Genomic DNA, 16,213 nt, shown 5'->3' on the forward strand with positions numbered 1-16,213 from the left:
CAAAGACCTCGATAAGAAGCTCATGCGCTACATCCGCCAGTACAACAAAAACCCAAAACCGCTGAAATGGACCTTCGCTGATCCAACTCGACGCATCACATCCGATTCCTCGGATTCAGTGCACTAGCACCGTTCACCCCGCTGTTTGCACGCAAACTGCCGAGCGCGCGCACATGCATCCAGCGACGCTCGACACTCCAGGTGCCAACAAACCACGTCCCGCATGAATACCGCGCCCATCACGCTGCTGCTGTTCGCGGCAACCGCGCTCGCCGAATTGGTCGGTTGCTACCTTCCGTATCTGTGGCTGCGCAAGGGCGGCAGCGCGTGGTTGTTGCTGCCCACCGCGTTGAGCCTGGCGATCTTCGTGTGGCTGTTGAGCCTGCATCCGGAGGCCAGCGGCCGGGTGTACGCAGCCTACGGTGGCGTCTACATCGCCAGTGCGCTGCTGTGGTTGTGGTGGGTGGACCGGGTGACGCCGACGCGTTGGGACCTGCTCGGCGCCGCCTGCTGCCTGCTCGGCATGGCGATCATCATGTTCTCGCCGCGTAGCGCCTGATAGCGTTCCGCGACACCGAAGCGCGCCGCGAACGTCTGGCCGAGGCGCGCGTCACCCAGGTAGTGTCCGACGCGATCGCCAACGGCAGCGTGCAGGCCTTCAACTATTTCGTCGCACAGACGTATGTGGAAGCGTTCAAGGCGCTGGCCACCGCGCCCGACCAGAAATTCGTGCTGATGCCGATGGAATCCAGCGGCATCTTCGGCTCGATCGCCGGTATCGCCGAGCTGGCCAAGGAGGCGATTGGCAAGCCCGACGCGCACGCCGTGCGCGTGCCGCCGATACCGCCGCGCGCAGGGAGCCGCGCCAGGGTCGACGATGCGTTCTGGGTGGTCGGCGGTCCGGAGCTGCCGGCCGGCATGCCGGTGCGCATCGTCGGTGTCGATGCCATGACCTTGCTGGTGCAACCCGCCGATTGATCCGTGCGGGCGAGGCGCGCTGCCATGCCGACGCCTGCATTGCTGCAGCGCGGCGTAGCCTGGTGCCGCGCGTGCGCAACGCGGTTGGTTTTCCGTCGCATGCACGCGGCTGCCTGCATGCCGTTCCCCCAGGCGCGGCAGGGCAGCGATAATGGGCGTCTTTTCCTTGGACCGGCGCTCATGACCCAGAAGACCATCCTCAATGACACCCATCGTGCGCTCGGCGCCAAGATGGTCGACTTCGGCGGTTGGGACATGCCGATCCACTACGGCTCGCAACTGGACGAGCACCATCAGGTGCGCCGCGACGCAGGCATGTTCGATGTCAGCCACATGACCGTGGTCGACCTGCACGGCGCGCGCGTGCGTGAGTTCCTGCGCTACCTGCTCGCCAACTCGGTGGACAAGCTCAAGGTCGCCGGCAAGGCACTGTACACCTGCATGCTCAATCCGCAGGGCGGGGTGATCGACGATCTCATCGTCTATTACATGCGCGAAGACTTCTTCCGCCTGGTCGTCAACGCCGCCACCCGCGAAAAGGACCTGCAGTGGATCGGCGAGCAGGCCGCGCGCTTCGAGGTACGCGTGGAAGAGCGCAGCGACTTTGCGATGATCGCCGTGCAAGGCCCCAACGCGCGCACCAAGGTCATCGAGCTGCTGGACCCGGCCGACACCGCAGCGGCGAGCAAGCTCGGCCGTTTCGCCGCACTGCAGACGCGTTCGCGCGATGGCATCGAACTGTTTCTTGCGCGCACCGGCTACACCGGCGAAGACGGTTTCGAAATCGTGTTGCCGCAGGACGCTGCAGTCGCGTTCTGGAATGCGCTGCTCACCCAGGGCGTCAAGCCGGCCGGCCTGGGTGCACGCGACACCTTGCGGCTGGAAGCCGGCATGAATCTTTACGGTCAGGACATGGACGATGCGGTCACACCTTACGAGGCGGCGTTGGCCTGGACGATCACCCTGGACGAAGGCCGCGACTTCATCGGCCGCAGCGTGATGGAGTCGCAAAAAGCACAAGGCGCACCGCGCCAGCTGATCGGTGTGGTGATGGACGAGAAGGGCGTGCTGCGACATGGCCAGACCGTGCTCACTGCCAGTGGCGAAGGCGAAATCCTGTCCGGCACATTTTCGCCAACGCTGGGCAAGGCGATTGCCTTCGCACGCGTGCCGGCCGGCAGCATCGAGCAGCTGCGTGTGGACATCCGCGGCAAGCAGGTGCCATTGCGCGCGGTGAAATTTCCCTTCGTGCGCGACGGCCAGGCACAGCCCGGCGTGCTCGGCGACTGAGAGCGGCCCTGAAGCGTGCGGCGCCGGCCGCGCACTCCGCGCCCGGCTCCGTGCATGCATCTGCAACATCCACCACCAGACCGACGCGCGTGCACCTGTCTTGTCGCGCGGTCTAAACTAGCCACCTGTCCCCAACCCTCATCTTTCCCGGAGCACACCCATGAGCGAGATCCCTGGCGACCTCAAGTTCCTCAAATCCCACGAGTGGGCCCGCGTCGAAAGCAACGGCCGCGTGACCGTCGGTATTTCCGACCATGCGCAGGGCTTGCTGGGTGACCTGGTCTACGTCGAACTGCCGGGTGTCGGCGATACCGTGCAGGTCGGCAACGGCGCTGCGGTGGTGGAGTCGGTCAAGGCCGCCTCCGACGTCTACAGCCCGGTCAGCGGCACCGTCGTCGAGGTCAACAGCGCCTTGAGCGACAAGCCGGAAACCATCAACGAAGACGCCTACGGCGAGGGCTGGATCTTCGTCGTCGAGATCGACGACAAGGAACAGCTCAACGACCTGCTGGCTCCCGACGACTACGCCGAGCTGCTCGAGGACGACGAGCACTGACCTCCAATCTTCGCGCTGGCACCGATGGCCGCTCTCAGAGCGGCCATTTTTTTTGGGGCGCGCCGTCGCCAGCGAAGCGCATTAGCGGTGCAGCGATACCATGCCAGCGTCAGTGCCATCTGCGATGGGTGCGCCATCGGTCGGTCGTCGACGATCGCGCTGGTGGCGCGTGGCTGCGGTTGGCGTGTTGGCAGCAACGATCGAACGCGCTGCCACTGCACGTCCACCGACAGGCGCGACGGATTTCTGACGTGAGTCGTTCGTGAGGATCTGGCGTGCAGCCGGTGAAAAATTTTCGGCCGTGTTGCCTGTCGCAATCATCCGGCAGCGCGTGCGATGCATGCCGTGTTCGGTGTGCGTGGACGCATGCATGGCGATCAAACCACACAATAAGTTTGCGCATTTCTGCTCAAGCGGCGTCGGAAGTACGGCTGGTCGATAAAAGATTTTCAGCTGGCGGACAGGCGGCAAGCAATGCCGTCGCGTCGATGTCTCCGCCGCGTCGTCGAAGCGCTTGAACCGGTGTGCAAGTGCACTGCTGAAAAAAAACAGCAGAAAAGAAGTGCTTTTTTGAAAACGCTGTTGGAGTGACGCGCGTATTGGCCAGGCATGCATGCCGGCGGGCATGCTGTTTCTCTGTCGTCGATGCGGTATGCCGCGATGCCTGGCTGAAAAAAAATTGCAAAAGAGTGTTGACAGTAAAAAAAAGCGTGATTAGGTTTCGCCCAGCAGACATTGCTGCGGAAGAGAGTAAGCAAGATCGACATCACGCCGACAAGCTTGTTCCGGATGTCCACCGAAGCGCCAACCACGGTGGAGTCGGGTCCGCTTCTCTCCAAGAAAGCAGTTGTCGTTTCGACTACGCACCCGTGTCGCCGTTCGATGCGGGTGTTTCTGTATCCGTCCCGTCGCGCATCACCTGCGGACGGTTCCCGACGACGGCATGCTGTCGCGGGGTTTGGTTCAACTGGGCGTTTCACCTCCATAGTTCACTGACGAGGAGCCAATTACATGGCCACTGCAAAAGCTGCGAAAAAGAAACCCACTGCCAAAAAGGCAGTGAAGAAGACTGCCGCCAAGAAGGCAGTCAAGAAGGTCGCCAAAAAGGCAACCGCCAAGAAGGCAGTGAAAAAGACTGCTGCCAAGAAGGCCGTCAAGAAGACTGCAAAGAAGGCAACCGCCAAGAAGGCAGTGAAGAAGACTGCCAAGAAGGCGGTCAAGAAGACTGCAAAGAAGACTGCAAAGAAGGCAACCGCCAAGAAGGCAGTGAAGAAGACCGCAAAGAAGGCGACCAAGAAGGCCGCCGCCAAGAAGGCAGTGAAGAAGACCGCTAAAAAAGCCGTCAAGAAGACCGCCAAAAAGGCAGTAGCGAAGAAGGCGACCAAGAAGTCCGCCACCAAGAAGGCTGCTACCAAGAAGTCTGCAGTGAAGAAGGTCGCCAAGAAGAAGCCGGCCGTTCGCAAGAAGAAGGCTGCTCCGGTCGCGCTGCCCGCAACCCCGGCACCGCTGATCTGATCTTGTAACACCCGATCGCCGTAAAACATCGAGCTCTCTCCCCGACGCCCAGCGGGGAGGGAGCTTTTTTATTGCCTGGGGTGTGGCGATTTACGGCCGTCAGTGCCCGAGTGCGGGCCGGCGACCTGAAGGCGATCGCGCGCGCCCTTCGTGCCTTGTCCTTCGGGCACTATCTTGTGTCGAGAACGCGCACGTGCATCGCTGGGGTCGTGCGAAGGTGCCATCGTCGACAGGGAACGAGCGATGGCTCGATTCCTTGAGCCTCACTTCAGCCGATCCGCCAACGCAGTCGATCGCGCGCTTGGCAACCGGCGTCGTGGCCCCGCGATGGTGGATGATCGATACGGCCCTGGCCGTGCGTTCGGCTGCTAAGCACCTCTCCAGCAGCACCGACGGCCCGATGTTGATCCTGGCCTGTGTCGCTCGCAGAGGCAGACGCGTGCGAGATCCGCGGCGCCGGCCGGGTTTCAACGATCTGCTGAGTGGCAACGACTATGCTCCGTCGGCATCTGCCATGCGCTCTCTGCGATACCTTCCAGGTTGTCACCACCCAGTGCCTACAGCGGGCGTGCAACTACCAAGTTGCGCCTGACACGGATGGCCTCGCATATGTGAGGCAGCTGTACCCGATCGGCGCGCCTGCGGGTGGCCGACGCACGCGAGAGCGGAAGCACCACAAACGACAAAGGCGGCCGAAGCCGCCTTTGTCTGCAGTCACCGACAGCAGGTCGGTGCAGTGAGGCTATTCAGCGCGGCGACGCCACCGACTTGCCGGAAGACGCGCCCTTGCCAGCCGGGTCGGGCTTCTCTGCCAGCATGTTCTCGCTACCGAAGTCGCCGTCCACATCGATATCCAGCCAGCGCTTGACCGGCAGGCCGAGCGCGCGGTCCAGGATGGTCGGCAGCATGCCCGAGGGCAGGCCGCTTTCGCCGTTCCACATGATCGCAATGCCCAGATCACGCTCGGGCAGCAGCGCAACCAGACCGCGGTAGCCCTGCACCGCACCGGCATGGAACACCACTTGATGGCCGGCGTAATCGAACACGCGCCAGCCCAGCGCGTAGCTGGCCGCATCTACCCGCTCGTGGCGCCAACCCGAGCGCATTTCGCCCGGCGTGGAGATCAGCGGCGCATGCAGCGTCGCCAGCAGCGGCGCAGGCAGCACGTCGGTGCGATGGCCGGTGTGTGCAAGCAGCCACTGCGCCATATCGCTGGCGCTGGCGTTGACGCCCGCAGCGGGCGCCAGGCGGTAGTAGGTCGGCTTGGGTGTCAGCGACACCCAGCCATTGCGGCTGCGCACGTGCGGGCGCGCCCAGTGCGGGCTGGCCTGGATGCCTGCTAGCCCCATGCTCGCGTCGTTCATGCCCAGCGGCTTGAAGATGCGGCGTTCCACCGATTGCTCATAGAAGCTGCCCGATGCGGCAAACACCACATCGCCGACCAGGCTGAAGGCCACGTTCTGATACGCGTAGCAGTCGCCAGGTGCGCAGCGCAGTGGCGCGGTTGCCAGCTTGTGGCTGAGCGAGTAGTAGTCGACATTGGATTCGATATCGCGGTCGTAGGCATTGCGGGTCAGGCCGACGCGATGGCTGAGCACTTCGGCAACGGTGAGCTGGCGGGTCGCCACGTTATCGCTGAGCTGGAAGCCGGGCACGTAGTCGACCACCTTGCTGTCCCAGCGCAGCACGCCGTCGTTGACCAACAGGCCGGCCATGGTGCCGGCGAAGGCTTTGGACAGCGAGGCCAGACGAAACACGGTGTGGCCATCGACCGGCTGCGGATGATTGACGTCGGTGACGCCGTAGCCGCGGGCGCTGAGCACCTTGCCGCCCTGCACGATGGCCATCGCCATCCCGGGCACGCGGTTGCCGTAGGTCAACTGGTCCGCCATCGACTCGAAGGCCGCCACATCGAAACCGGCGGCCGGTGCCAACACCTGATCGGCCGGCAGCGAGGTGCGATACGGCAGCGGAGCGGTGGGCGACTGCGCACGCGTGGCCGGCTGCAGCGCAGTAGCGGTGGGCGCGGGTGTCTGCGCGGTGGAAGAGAGGGCCAGAGGCAGTAATGCCCCGAGCAGCCCGATGGCCAACGGTCGGAACCGTCGGCGCGTGCGCATTTCTGTCATGGTTGTCCCGCCTGTTCCACTGCCTCCGACGATTCTAGCGCCGCGCTTTGCAATAGCACAAACTGCCGGAAGATGAATGGGCATCATATTGATCCTATTGATGATTTCAGATTCAGAAATCGAGCGTTCCGGTGGGGCCGAGTCGTCGCTTTCTGCTGATGCCGCGGAAGCTGCAAGCGGCGTGCCTGGGCAGGCGGCGTCCGGGCTGCAGTGTCTTGCGGGCGGTCGCTGGTGGTGCCGGGCCGCATCGGCTAACTTGCGCGCTTCTTTCGCGGGTGCGCCGCTGCCATGTTCTTGCCGTCGTGCCCGCTTGCGTGGGCAGCCGTTACAGGATGACTAGCTCTTCTGCGCCGCGATCTGCGGCTGGCCGCCTGAGCGCGGCACTGCGAAGCTCGCCGCCGCTGGCGTGGTCGTTCCTTTACTTCTTTTGCCTGCTCAGCGGTTACTACGTGTTGCGCCCGGTGCGCGAAGCGATGAGCGCCTCAGCCGATGTGGAAGCAATTTTCCCGACCGGCATGATCGCGTTCTTCGCCGCACACGGCATGCCGCTGAAGGACTTCACCCTGCAGGTGCTGTTTACCTGCGCCTTCCTGATCATGCTGCTGCTGCAGCCGGTCTACGGCGCGCTGGTCAGCCGCTATCCGCGGCGGGTGTTCCTGCCGTTGGTGTACGGCTTCTTCATCGCGACGCTGCTGCTGTTCTATGTGTTGTTCGACAGCGGCGTGCCCGGGCGCGGCATGGCGTTTTTCTTGTGGGTGACCGTCTTCAACCTGTTTGCGGTGGCCGTGTTCTGGAGTTTCATGGCCGACGTCTTCAGCAACGCCGAAGCACGCAGCTACTACGGTTACATCGGTGCGGCGGGCACGCTGGGCGCGTTTCTCGGGCCGATCCTCACCCGTACCCTGGTCGAGCGCATCGGCATTGCGCATCTGATGCTGGTGTCGGCCGGGTTTTTGACCGTGTGCGTGGTCTGCGTGTTGCGCCTGCGGCTGTGGGCCGTTGCGCGCGAACAGCAGCGCCAGCTGAGCTCCGGCGAAGTGCCGATGGGCGGCGACGTGCTCGGCGGGCTCAAACTGATCGTGCGCGAGCCGCTGTTGCGCTGGTTGGCCTTCATGGTGCTGTTCGGCGTGGGGGTGGGCACCTTGCTCTACAACGAGCAGGCAGCGCTGGTGCGGCGGCTTTACACAGACGCAGCGGCGGCCACCGCTTATTACTCGAGCATCGACCTGGCGATCAACGCGCTGGCGCTGGTGCTGCAATTGCTGGTGACACGCGCGCTGTTGTCGCGTTTCGGCATCGCGCCGGCGTTGTTGATCCCGGGTGTGGCGATCATGTTCGGCTATGCCGTGCTGGCGGCATCGCCGTTACCGATGATGATTGCGATCGTGCAGGTGATCACCCGCTCCAGCGAATTCGCATTGGCCAAACCCGCGCGCGAGACGCTGTACACGCGCGTAGATCGTGAGTGGCGCTACAAGGCTGGCGCGGCGATCGACACGGTGGTCTATCGCGGCGGCGATCTCACCTTCGTCTGGGTCCACAAACTGGTGTCTGCGTTGGGCTCCAGCGCCGTGTTCGGCGTTGGATTTCTCGTGGCGACCGGTCTGACGGTTGGTGCGTTCGGCCTGTTGCGCGAGGCACGCAAGTTGCCTGCCGAGCGTGATGCTGAGACCGCCAGGCAGGCGTCCGACTAAGAGCGGCATCGGGGTCTTCCGTGAGCCATGTTTCTCGACCACGCAGCTTGCAACTCTGTGCTGCGGCGTTCCCGCGGCTTGCGGGTCGGAGCAGAAAGCAGGCCGTTTGCGGCCGTTGCACAACCGTGGAACGAGGGCAGCCGGCGCGCGTCATCGCGGTGCTCTAAGCGCATACGCAGCAGCCCTTGCATCTCTTCAGCCACGCTTGCGTCAGCGCCAGGGCGCCTCACGGCGCCTGACAGGACGACCACGATCGCGACTATGCTGGCCGCCATTCCATCACACCTATCCGCCATGTCCCTGTTCGCCATCGTCGCCGGCCTGTGCGTCGCGCTGCTGCACGTCTATATCCTGGTGCTGGAAATGCTGCTGTGGACGCACCCGCTGGGCTTGAAGACCTTCCGCAATAGCCCACAGAGGGCGCAGGCCACCCGCGTGCTTGCAGCCAACCAGGGCCTTTACAACGGCTTCCTGGCTGCGGGCCTGTTCTGGGGCGCACTGGCTGCACGCGCCGACGTGCTGAGCTTCTTCCTGGGCTGTGTGGTGGTGGCAGGTTGCTATGGCGCCTACAGCGTCAACCGTCGCATCTTCTTCGTGCAGGCGTTGCCCGCATTGATCGCGTTGGCGCTGGTGTGGTTGCCCCGCTGAGGCGGGTTGTTCGCTTCGTAGGAGCGGGCATGCCCGCGATGAAGCGTTACCGACAAGACCGCATCGCGAGCAGGCCCGCTTCAACAAGGCGCGGCTCGCTGGAAACCGGCCGGCAACCCAAGGTTGCCCGCAGCGCAGCCACGTAGCAGCAAGTCTCCACAAACAACAACGGCGGGCCGAAGCCCGCCGTCTTTATTGTCACCTTGGCTTGCGCTTTACGCCGCTTCGCGCGGTTGCTGCGCCTGCGGCTTGTCGTAGTAGCTGGCTGCACGCAGCTCGTGCGGATCGAAGTCGTCCACGGTGATGGTGTCCATCATGATCTCGCGCAGCTCTTCCAGCAGCTTGCGCTCTTCCAGGCTGAGCACGCCTTCGGCCACGGCTTCGTCCAGCTGCGCGGGGAAGTCCAGCGCTTCGATGCCCTTGGTCTTGAGTGCCTTCAGGAACTTGCGCTCCACCGGCTCGGCCATCACGGCCTTGGTCAGGTAGCTGGCAATACGGCCACCCGGGTTGTTGGCGCACGGCGTCAGGAACACGCCCTGTGCCAGCCGGTCGCGCGCTTCGTTTGGCGCCATCAGGATCGATGCCACGCGATGGCCCAGGCGGTCGCCCGGTGCTTCGGCACGACGGCCCAGCGGGAAGATCAGCACCCACATCAACCAACCCACCGGGCGGATCGGGAAATTGCGCAGCGCTGCAGACAGCGCAGTTTCGATCTTGTGCACGCTATCGTGGAAGGCCCATGCCAGCAGCGGCTGATCGGTCGCCGGTGCGCCCTCGTCGTGGTAGCGCTTGAGCATCGCACTGGTCATGTAGATATGGCTCAGCACATCGCCCAGGCGACCGGACAACGACTCCTTGAACTTCAACTTGCCGCCCAGCATCAGCATCGACACGTCCGCCATCAATGCCAGGTTGGCCGAATAGCGATCCAGCTTGCGGAAGAAGCGACGCGTGTATGCATCGCCTGGCGCTGCGCCGATGCGCGCACCGGTCAGGCCGAACCAGAACGAACGCACGGCGTTGGAAATACCGAAGCGGATATGCCCGAACAGGCTCTGGTCGAACTCTTCCAGGCCACGACGCGTATCCGGGTCCTGCGCGGCCTTCATTTCCTTCATCACCCACGGATGGCACAGGATCGCGCCCTGGCCGAAGATCAGCAAGCTGCGGGTCATGATGTTGGCGCCTTCCACGGTCACGCCGATCGGTGCGGCCTGCCAGGCGCGGCCGGCAAAGTTGCGCGGGCCCAAGATAATGCCCTTGCCGCCGATCACATCCATCATGTCGCTGACCACTTCGCGGCCCATGGTGGTGCAGTGGTACTTGGCGATTGCCGACGGCACCGATGGCACGTCGCCACGATCCACCGCAGCGGCCGTGGCCTGCGCCAACGCACTGATTGCATAGGCCTTGCCGCCGATGCGTGCCAGCGCCTCTTCCACGCCTTCGAAGCGACCCACCGACAGACCGAACTGCTTGCGGATGCGCGCATATGCACCGGTCACCACCGCCGCGTATTTACCGCCGCCACTGGCGGTGGAGGGCAGGGTGATCGAACGCCCGACCGCCAGACACTCGTTGAGCATGTTCCAGCCCTTGCCTACCATCTCCACGCCGCCGATCAACTGGCTCAGCGGGATGAAGACTTCTTCGCCGTGGATCGGTCCGTTCTGGAACGGCGAGTTCAAAGGGAAGTGGCGACGGCCGATTTCCACGCCGGGTGTTTCGCGCGGCAGCAGCGCCAAGGTGATGCCGATGTCCTTCTTGTCGCCGATCAGGCCTTCCGGGTCGTAGGCGCGGAACGCCAGGCCGATCAGCGAGGCCACCGGCGCCAGGGTGATGTAGCGCTTGTCGAAGGTGAGCTTGACGCCGAGCACGTTGGCGCCGTTCCACTCGCCCTTGCAGACGATGCCGTAGTCCGGGATCGAGGTCGCATCCGAACCGGCGAACGGGCCGGTCAGACCGAAGCACGGCACTTCCGCACCGACCGCAAGGCGCGGCAGGTAGTAGTCCTTCTGTTCCGGCGTGCCGTAATGCAGCAGCAGCTCGCCCGGTCCAAGCGAGTTCGGCACGCCGACCGTGGAGCTGACCACGCTGGAGATCGAGGACAGCTTCTGGATCACCTTGTGGTGCGCCAGCGCACTGAAGCCCAGGCCGCCATACTGCTTGGGAATGATCATGCCGAAGAACTTGTTCTTCTTGATGTAGTCCCACAATTCCGGCGGCAGATCGGCATGGACGTGGGTGATCTCCCAGTCGTTGACCATCTTGCACAACTCTTCCACCGGGCCATCCAGGAATGCCTGCTCTTCGGCACTCAACTGCGGCTTGGGATAATTGAGCAGCTTCTGCCAATCCGGGTCGCCGGTGAACAGCTCACCTTCGAAACCGACCGAACCGGTTTCCAGCGCGATGCGCTCTGTCTGCGACAGCGGCGGCAGCACCTTGCGGAAGAAGCCCATCAACGGTGTGGTGAGCAGCGGCTTGCGCAGGAACGGCAACAGCACCGGCGCGGAAATCAGCACCACCAGCACGGCGGCGGCGATGGTCGCGGTGAGGTTGGCACCCAACAGCCAGCATGCCACCAGCACGCAGGCGCTGATTGCAACCCAGGTGGCAAGCCGCATGCGGTGGTAGGCAGCGATGCCCGCCGCCAGGATGACGAGGAGGAACGGTGCAACGATGCTCATGGTCTTGCTCCAGTGACATGCTCGGTAATGTTGGACGCTGCGATGGTGCCAACCGAGGGCAGTGCGTCCAGATAATGCAACACGGTGGCGGTAAAGGTGGTGTTGTCGTCGCCGGCCAGCATGTGCGTGGCCTCGGGCAGATGCACGTGCTGCGCGTGCGGGGCGATGGACAGGAATTCGGCGATGTTGGCCGGGGTGACCAGATCGCTGCGCCCGCCGCTGATCAGCAGCATCGGGCAGCGTACCTGCGCTGCAGCTTCCACCAAGGCGTGCTGCTGCAGCTGCGCATCCTGACCGGCCAGCTCGTCGACCAGACGCGGGTCCCAATGCCAATGCCAGCGGCCATCGTCGCGCTGCCGCAACAAGGCCTGCAATTGTTCAGTCGTCTTGCGTGGGCGATGCGGCAAATACGCGGCGATCGCATCGGCCGCCGCATCCAGCGATGTGAATCCATCGGGATGCGCGGTCATGAAGCGCAGAATGCGCTCAACGCCCGTGGTGTCCCACCGCGGCGTGATGTCGACCAGCACGATGGCACGGAAGAGTCCCGGCCAGCGCGCCTCTGCAAGCAGCCCGAACAGGCCACCCATCGATGCGGCAACCAGCACGGGCGGTTCGGTCTGCTCGCCTGCCAACACGATCAGGTCGTTCGTGAACTGCGTTGCCGAATAGGGCAGCTCGGCCGCATTGACGCTTGAATCGCCATGCCCGCGTGCGTCGTACGACACCGAACGGTAGCCCGCTTCGGCCAGCGTCGCTGCAGTGCTCTCCCAGGCGTGCCGCGTCTGCCCCAACCCGTGCGCCAGCAGCACGGCCTGCGCGGATTCGACGCCCCGTACCGATACCGCAAGCACGGCGTCGCCAGTGTTGACACTAGACACGGACGCACTGAAGGCAAGGGTAGAAGATGAGGTGACCATACCTAATGGTATGGATACGGGCCGCGTGCTGTCAATACTCAATGGTATGGATGGTTAAGCCATTGACTCGTGGCTGTGGCCAGTCAATCACGTGATGCATACTGCAACTGACTCAAGCGTATGGTTAAATCGCGTCATGAACGACATCACCGACTCCAGCGTTACCACGCCCCGCGCCAGCTCCGGTCGCGGCAACCGCCTCAGCGCGGACGATTGGGCACAGGCCGCGCTCGACCTGATTGCCGAACAGGGCGTGGGAGCGGTCGCCGTCGAGCCACTGGCGCGCCGCCTCGGTGTCACCAAGGGCAGCTTCTACTGGCATTTCCCCTCGCGCGACGCACTATTGCAGGCCGCCCTGGAGCGCTGGGAAATCTTCGAGCAAAAGGAAGTGTTTGGCAGTCTGGAAGACGTGCCCGACCCCAGTGCCCGCCTGCGCGCGCTGTTCCAACTGGTTGCACACGAAGTCACGCCGCACGTGATCTACAGCGAGTTGCTCAAGGCACTCGATCATCCGGCCGTGCGCCCGGTCATCGACCGCGTCTCGCAACGCCGCCTCGATTACCTGATCGCCTCGTTCCGCCAGGCCGGCCTGTCACGCACCGACGCCCAGCACCGCGCCCGTTTGGCCTACGCCGCCTACGTCGGCTTCCTGCAGCTATCGCTGCAGCTGCAGCAACCCAAGCAGGCCCGCGAAGAATTTGAATCCTATGTCGAGCATGTGATTCAGACGTTGATTCCTGGGTGAGCTCGTCTCGAGCTATCGCTTGACGTGTCAAAGCAATAGCCAAGCAAGCAAAAACCAATAAAAAAGCCGCTATTCCTTCGAATAGCGGCTTTTTGTTTGCGGTTTACGTTTTAACCAAACTGCCTATCAGAACCTCTGGGTGTAGCGCATGTAATAGAAACGACCCGGAATTTCGTACTGCGAGTCAAAACTATTGGCAAACGCGGTTGCAGCCTGCGGCGGATCGCGGTCGAAAGCGTTGTTCACGCCGACGGTCACGCGTGCATTCCACGGAGCCTTCCAATAAGCGGCCAGATCAGTATAGGTCACGCTCGGCACATGGTTACGCGGAGCGGCGCCAGCATCGGTTCTACGATTTGGATCCGAGCACAGCAGTGCCACGTTGGCCGGGGTAGCGACGTTGGCGCCTGTGCAGTTTTCAACCTGCGAGCTGTAGTAGCGCATAGAGGCCGAGCCGCCGACATCGCCCAATTCCCAGTTGAGCATCAGGTTGGAGCGGATACGCCAGTTGTTGTCACGTGCCGAACCGCCACGGTACAGGCCAACGCGGGTTTCCGGATCCTGCAGCGGCTTCTCGACCACGAACTTGCTCATGTAGGTCGAATCCCACACCACATTGAAGCTACCCCAAGCGGTGTCCGGCAAGCGATAGCCCACGGTCAGGTCGTAGCCTTCGGCTTCGATCTTGGCGATGTTGTTGGGCACTGCCAGCAGGTTGGAGACTTCGCCGGTCGCCTCACGCTGAATCAGCGAGCAGGCATTGGCGATCCCGCCCACGTAGCAGCTGTCCAGGGTTTCTTGCACGGTCTGCAAATCGATCGCGTCTTCGATCTCGATGTTCCACCAGTCGAGCGAGACATCCAGGCCGGTCACCCAACCCGGGCTGTAGACGAAGCCCAACGTCTTGGACGTCGAGGTTTCCGGCTGCAGATTCGGATTGCCGCCGGTAGCGGTACGCACCTGCGGGTTGGCCTGCGCGTAAGCCGGCACGGCGCCACACGAACCCGGACGCGTTCCATTGACGGAACCGTCGCTGAAAGAACCTGCGCAAGGATCGCGCACATCTTCGAAGGTATCGCTCACACCCTGGAACAGCTCGTTGATCGACGGGGCGCGGAAGCCCTGCGACCAGTTACCACGGATCATCAAGTCGGTGATCGGCTTCCAGCGGAAACCGAACTTGCTGTTGGTGGTATCACCGAAGTTGCTGTAATCCGAATAGCGCGTTGCCAGGCTGAAATCGAGCAGCTGTGCGCCCGGCAGATCGGCCAGCAGCGGCACGGCGAGTTCGAGGTAGGCTTCGTCCAGCTTGTAGCCGCCGTTGGTGGCGGTACGCGCATTGCCGGTGGTGTCGCCAGAGTTGATCAGCGCGTCCGGATCATCGAAGCCCGATTCTTCGCGGTGTTCAGCGCCCAAGGAGAATGCAAACGCGCCTCCCTGCAGATCGAACAGTTCGCCACCGATGTTGCCGAAGTAAGTCTTCTGCTCATATCCGTAGAGGTCATGTGCATTGAAGCCGGCATAGCTCAGCATTTCCGGGGTCAACGAACCCGGTCCGCTCAGCATGTCCATCGGGACGCAGCCGTCGATGGTGCTGGCAGCAGTGCCGCAACGTGCGACGCCGCCTGCGTCAACAAACGACGGGCCAAGCGCATTACGCAGCGCGGAGATGTTGAACAGGCCGGTGGTGCGGTCGGTCTGGTCGTTCTTGCCGTAGAACATACCGGCTTCCCAGCTGAAGAAGCGCTGGCCAATTTCGAAGTCACCTTCGAATGCGCCGCTGAAACCGAACGTCTTGACGTTCTGGGTGAAAATGCGGCCGCCGGTCTCTTCAGCACGATACTGGATGTAATCAATATCGCTGCCAGTGTTGTTATAGATGTTGTTGGCAGAGATGACGATGTCTGCACCATTGGTGCCAGGTGCGGAGCGGCCCAGTACGATCGGCATCGGCGCGAGGACCTGGCTCGACTCACGCTCGTTGTAGGTCACCGTGGTCTTGAAGCGCACGTTGTCGGTGATCGACAGGCCGGCGTCGGCGAACACCGACTTACGCTCCTGCGGGGTCACTAAATAGTTGGCCGGCGCAAAGTTGTAGCTATCGGCAGCCGTGTAATTGCGCGAGGTCGTACCACCGTTGTTGGTGATAGAGAACCCAGGCGTTCCATTGAAACGAGTTGCGCCGAATGTCGGCGCGCCGGTAGTGGGGTCGGGGCCAGTCGGTCCAAAAATGCCGAAACGCCCACCTGGAATCGTGGTGCTGTTGCCGGTGCCGGGAACGGCGCCGGAGACCGCCACTGCGGAAATCTCTCGATCGCCCGCCCATACCGGCTCTTCTTTGACGTAGCCAACACCCAGGGTGGCGTGCCAACGATCGCCCGTCGAGCCGATGGTGAAGTCGTAGGACTCGCGGCTGCCGTCGCCCTTGTCGTACTGGCCGAAGTAAGCATTCGCTTCGGCGCCATCGAAGTTCTGGCGCAGGATGATGTTGACCACGCCGGAGATGGCGTCGGAGCCGTAAATCGTGGAGGCGCCGTCCTTCAGGACTTCGATGCGCTCGACGGCAGCAGTCGGAATCGTGTTGAGGTCGACTGCGCCGCCCAGGCCTGTGCCGCCGACCCAACGACGACCATTGACCAGCACCAGGGTGCGGTTGGAACCGAGGTTACGGAGGTTGACGCGCGTTTCGCCGTTGCCACCATTGTTGACGTTGCTGTTGAGCGCCGAACCGCCCGAGCTGATGTTCTGGATCACGTCCCCGATGGAGGTCAGACCCTGCGATTCGATCTGCTGACGGCTCATGCTGAAGACCGGCTGCGATGTTTCGACGTCAGCGCGCTTGATGCGCGAACCGGTCACTTCGATCTTGTCGAGGTTGGTGGCGCCGCCGGCTTCCTGAGCGATGGCGGTACCGGTACCGGCCACACTCACGACAAGCGCGAGGACAACTGCATCGCGCAGTTTGTTGGACTTGCAATTCATTAGCTCTCTCTCCAAGTGATCTTGGGTACTGCCAAGGGTTGTTTGCCTGCCGGGGGGCCGAAGAAGCGG

The 16,213-nt window shown here is 63.0% G+C and carries 12 protein-coding genes and 2 pseudogenes; 9 read left to right on the plus strand and 5 right to left on the minus strand.

The window, feature by feature from the left end:
• Positions 1 to 223: 223 nt before the first annotated feature.
• From A7D16_RS14630 to gcvH, 5 genes and pseudogenes are all read left to right on the plus strand, one after another.
• Positions 224 to 559 carry a YnfA family protein gene (locus tag A7D16_RS14630; RefSeq protein WP_064633926.1) on the plus strand — a complete coding sequence of 112 codons (336 nt, stop codon included), beginning with the start codon at positions 224 to 226 and terminating at the stop codon, positions 557 to 559.
• 2 nt (positions 560 to 561) lie between these two features.
• Positions 562 to 861, plus strand: a pseudogene (locus A7D16_RS24125) (SPFH domain-containing protein); the annotation flags it as partial.
• Positions 862 to 978, plus strand: a pseudogene (locus A7D16_RS24495) (NfeD family protein); the annotation flags it as partial. It abuts the pseudogene before it with no gap.
• A 180-nt stretch (positions 979 to 1,158) separates the two neighbouring features.
• Positions 1,159 to 2,268 carry a glycine cleavage system aminomethyltransferase GcvT gene (gene gcvT, locus A7D16_RS14640; RefSeq protein WP_064633929.1) on the plus strand — a complete coding sequence of 370 codons (1,110 nt, stop codon included), beginning with the start codon at positions 1,159 to 1,161 and terminating at the stop codon, positions 2,266 to 2,268.
• Positions 2,269 to 2,428: 160 nt separating this feature from the next.
• Positions 2,429 to 2,824: a glycine cleavage system protein GcvH gene (gene gcvH, locus A7D16_RS14645; RefSeq protein WP_064633931.1), complete on the plus strand. Its 396-nt coding sequence runs from the start codon at positions 2,429 to 2,431 to the stop codon at positions 2,822 to 2,824.
• 81 nt (positions 2,825 to 2,905) lie between these two features.
• Here the strand turns inward: gcvH and A7D16_RS23635 are convergent, their stop codons facing one another.
• Complete coding sequence (locus A7D16_RS23635; protein WP_082925817.1) at positions 2,906 to 3,451, minus strand: hypothetical protein; 546 nt, start codon at positions 3,449 to 3,451, stop codon at positions 2,906 to 2,908.
• Positions 3,452 to 3,835: 384 nt separating this feature from the next.
• Between A7D16_RS23635 and A7D16_RS21735 the strand changes: the two genes are divergently transcribed.
• Complete coding sequence (locus tag A7D16_RS21735; RefSeq protein WP_082925818.1) at positions 3,836 to 4,339, plus strand: histidine biosynthesis protein HisIE; 504 nt, start codon at positions 3,836 to 3,838, stop codon at positions 4,337 to 4,339.
• Between the two features lie 746 nt (positions 4,340 to 5,085).
• Here the strand turns inward: A7D16_RS21735 and A7D16_RS14660 are convergent.
• Positions 5,086 to 6,429, minus strand: coding sequence for a serine hydrolase domain-containing protein (locus tag A7D16_RS14660; RefSeq protein ID WP_193395470.1), 1,344 nt, complete (start codon positions 6,427 to 6,429; stop codon positions 5,086 to 5,088).
• A 368-nt stretch (positions 6,430 to 6,797) separates the two neighbouring features.
• Between A7D16_RS14660 and A7D16_RS14665 the strand changes: the two genes are divergently transcribed.
• On the plus strand, positions 6,798 to 8,159 hold the full coding sequence (locus A7D16_RS14665) for an NTP/NDP exchange transporter (protein ID WP_064633937.1): 1,362 nt from the start codon (positions 6,798 to 6,800) through the stop codon (positions 8,157 to 8,159).
• 294 nt (positions 8,160 to 8,453) lie between these two features.
• Complete coding sequence (locus A7D16_RS14670; protein WP_064633939.1) at positions 8,454 to 8,807, plus strand: DUF1304 domain-containing protein; 354 nt, start codon at positions 8,454 to 8,456, stop codon at positions 8,805 to 8,807.
• Positions 8,808 to 9,022: 215 nt separating this feature from the next.
• Here A7D16_RS14670 and A7D16_RS14675 read toward each other — a convergent pair whose 3' ends face one another.
• Positions 9,023 to 11,497, minus strand: a complete 2,475-nt coding sequence (locus A7D16_RS14675; RefSeq protein WP_064633942.1) for an acyl-CoA dehydrogenase — start codon at positions 11,495 to 11,497, stop codon at positions 9,023 to 9,025.
• Positions 11,494 to 12,417 (minus strand): alpha/beta fold hydrolase, encoded by a 924-nt coding sequence (locus A7D16_RS14680; RefSeq protein ID WP_064633944.1) that lies wholly within the window; start codon positions 12,415 to 12,417, stop codon positions 11,494 to 11,496. Before A7D16_RS14680 ends, A7D16_RS14675 begins: the two co-directional genes overlap by 4 nt.
• 136 nt (positions 12,418 to 12,553) lie before the next feature.
• Here A7D16_RS14680 and A7D16_RS14685 point away from each other — a divergent pair, with 136 nt between their 5' ends.
• Positions 12,554 to 13,162 (plus strand): TetR/AcrR family transcriptional regulator, encoded by a 609-nt coding sequence (locus A7D16_RS14685; RefSeq protein WP_064633946.1) that lies wholly within the window; start codon positions 12,554 to 12,556, stop codon positions 13,160 to 13,162.
• 126 nt (positions 13,163 to 13,288) lie between these two features.
• On the opposite strand, the gene A7D16_RS14690 is transcribed toward A7D16_RS14685, so the two are convergent.
• Entirely contained in the window at positions 13,289 to 16,144 is a 2,856-nt protein-coding gene (locus A7D16_RS14690) for a TonB-dependent receptor domain-containing protein (RefSeq protein ID WP_064633949.1), read from the minus strand.
• Positions 16,145 to 16,213 lie beyond the last annotated feature (69 nt).

The sequence above is a fragment of the Xanthomonas nasturtii genome, from assembly GCF_001660815.1.
Classification (GTDB): Bacteria; Pseudomonadota; Gammaproteobacteria; order Xanthomonadales; family Xanthomonadaceae; genus Xanthomonas; species Xanthomonas nasturtii.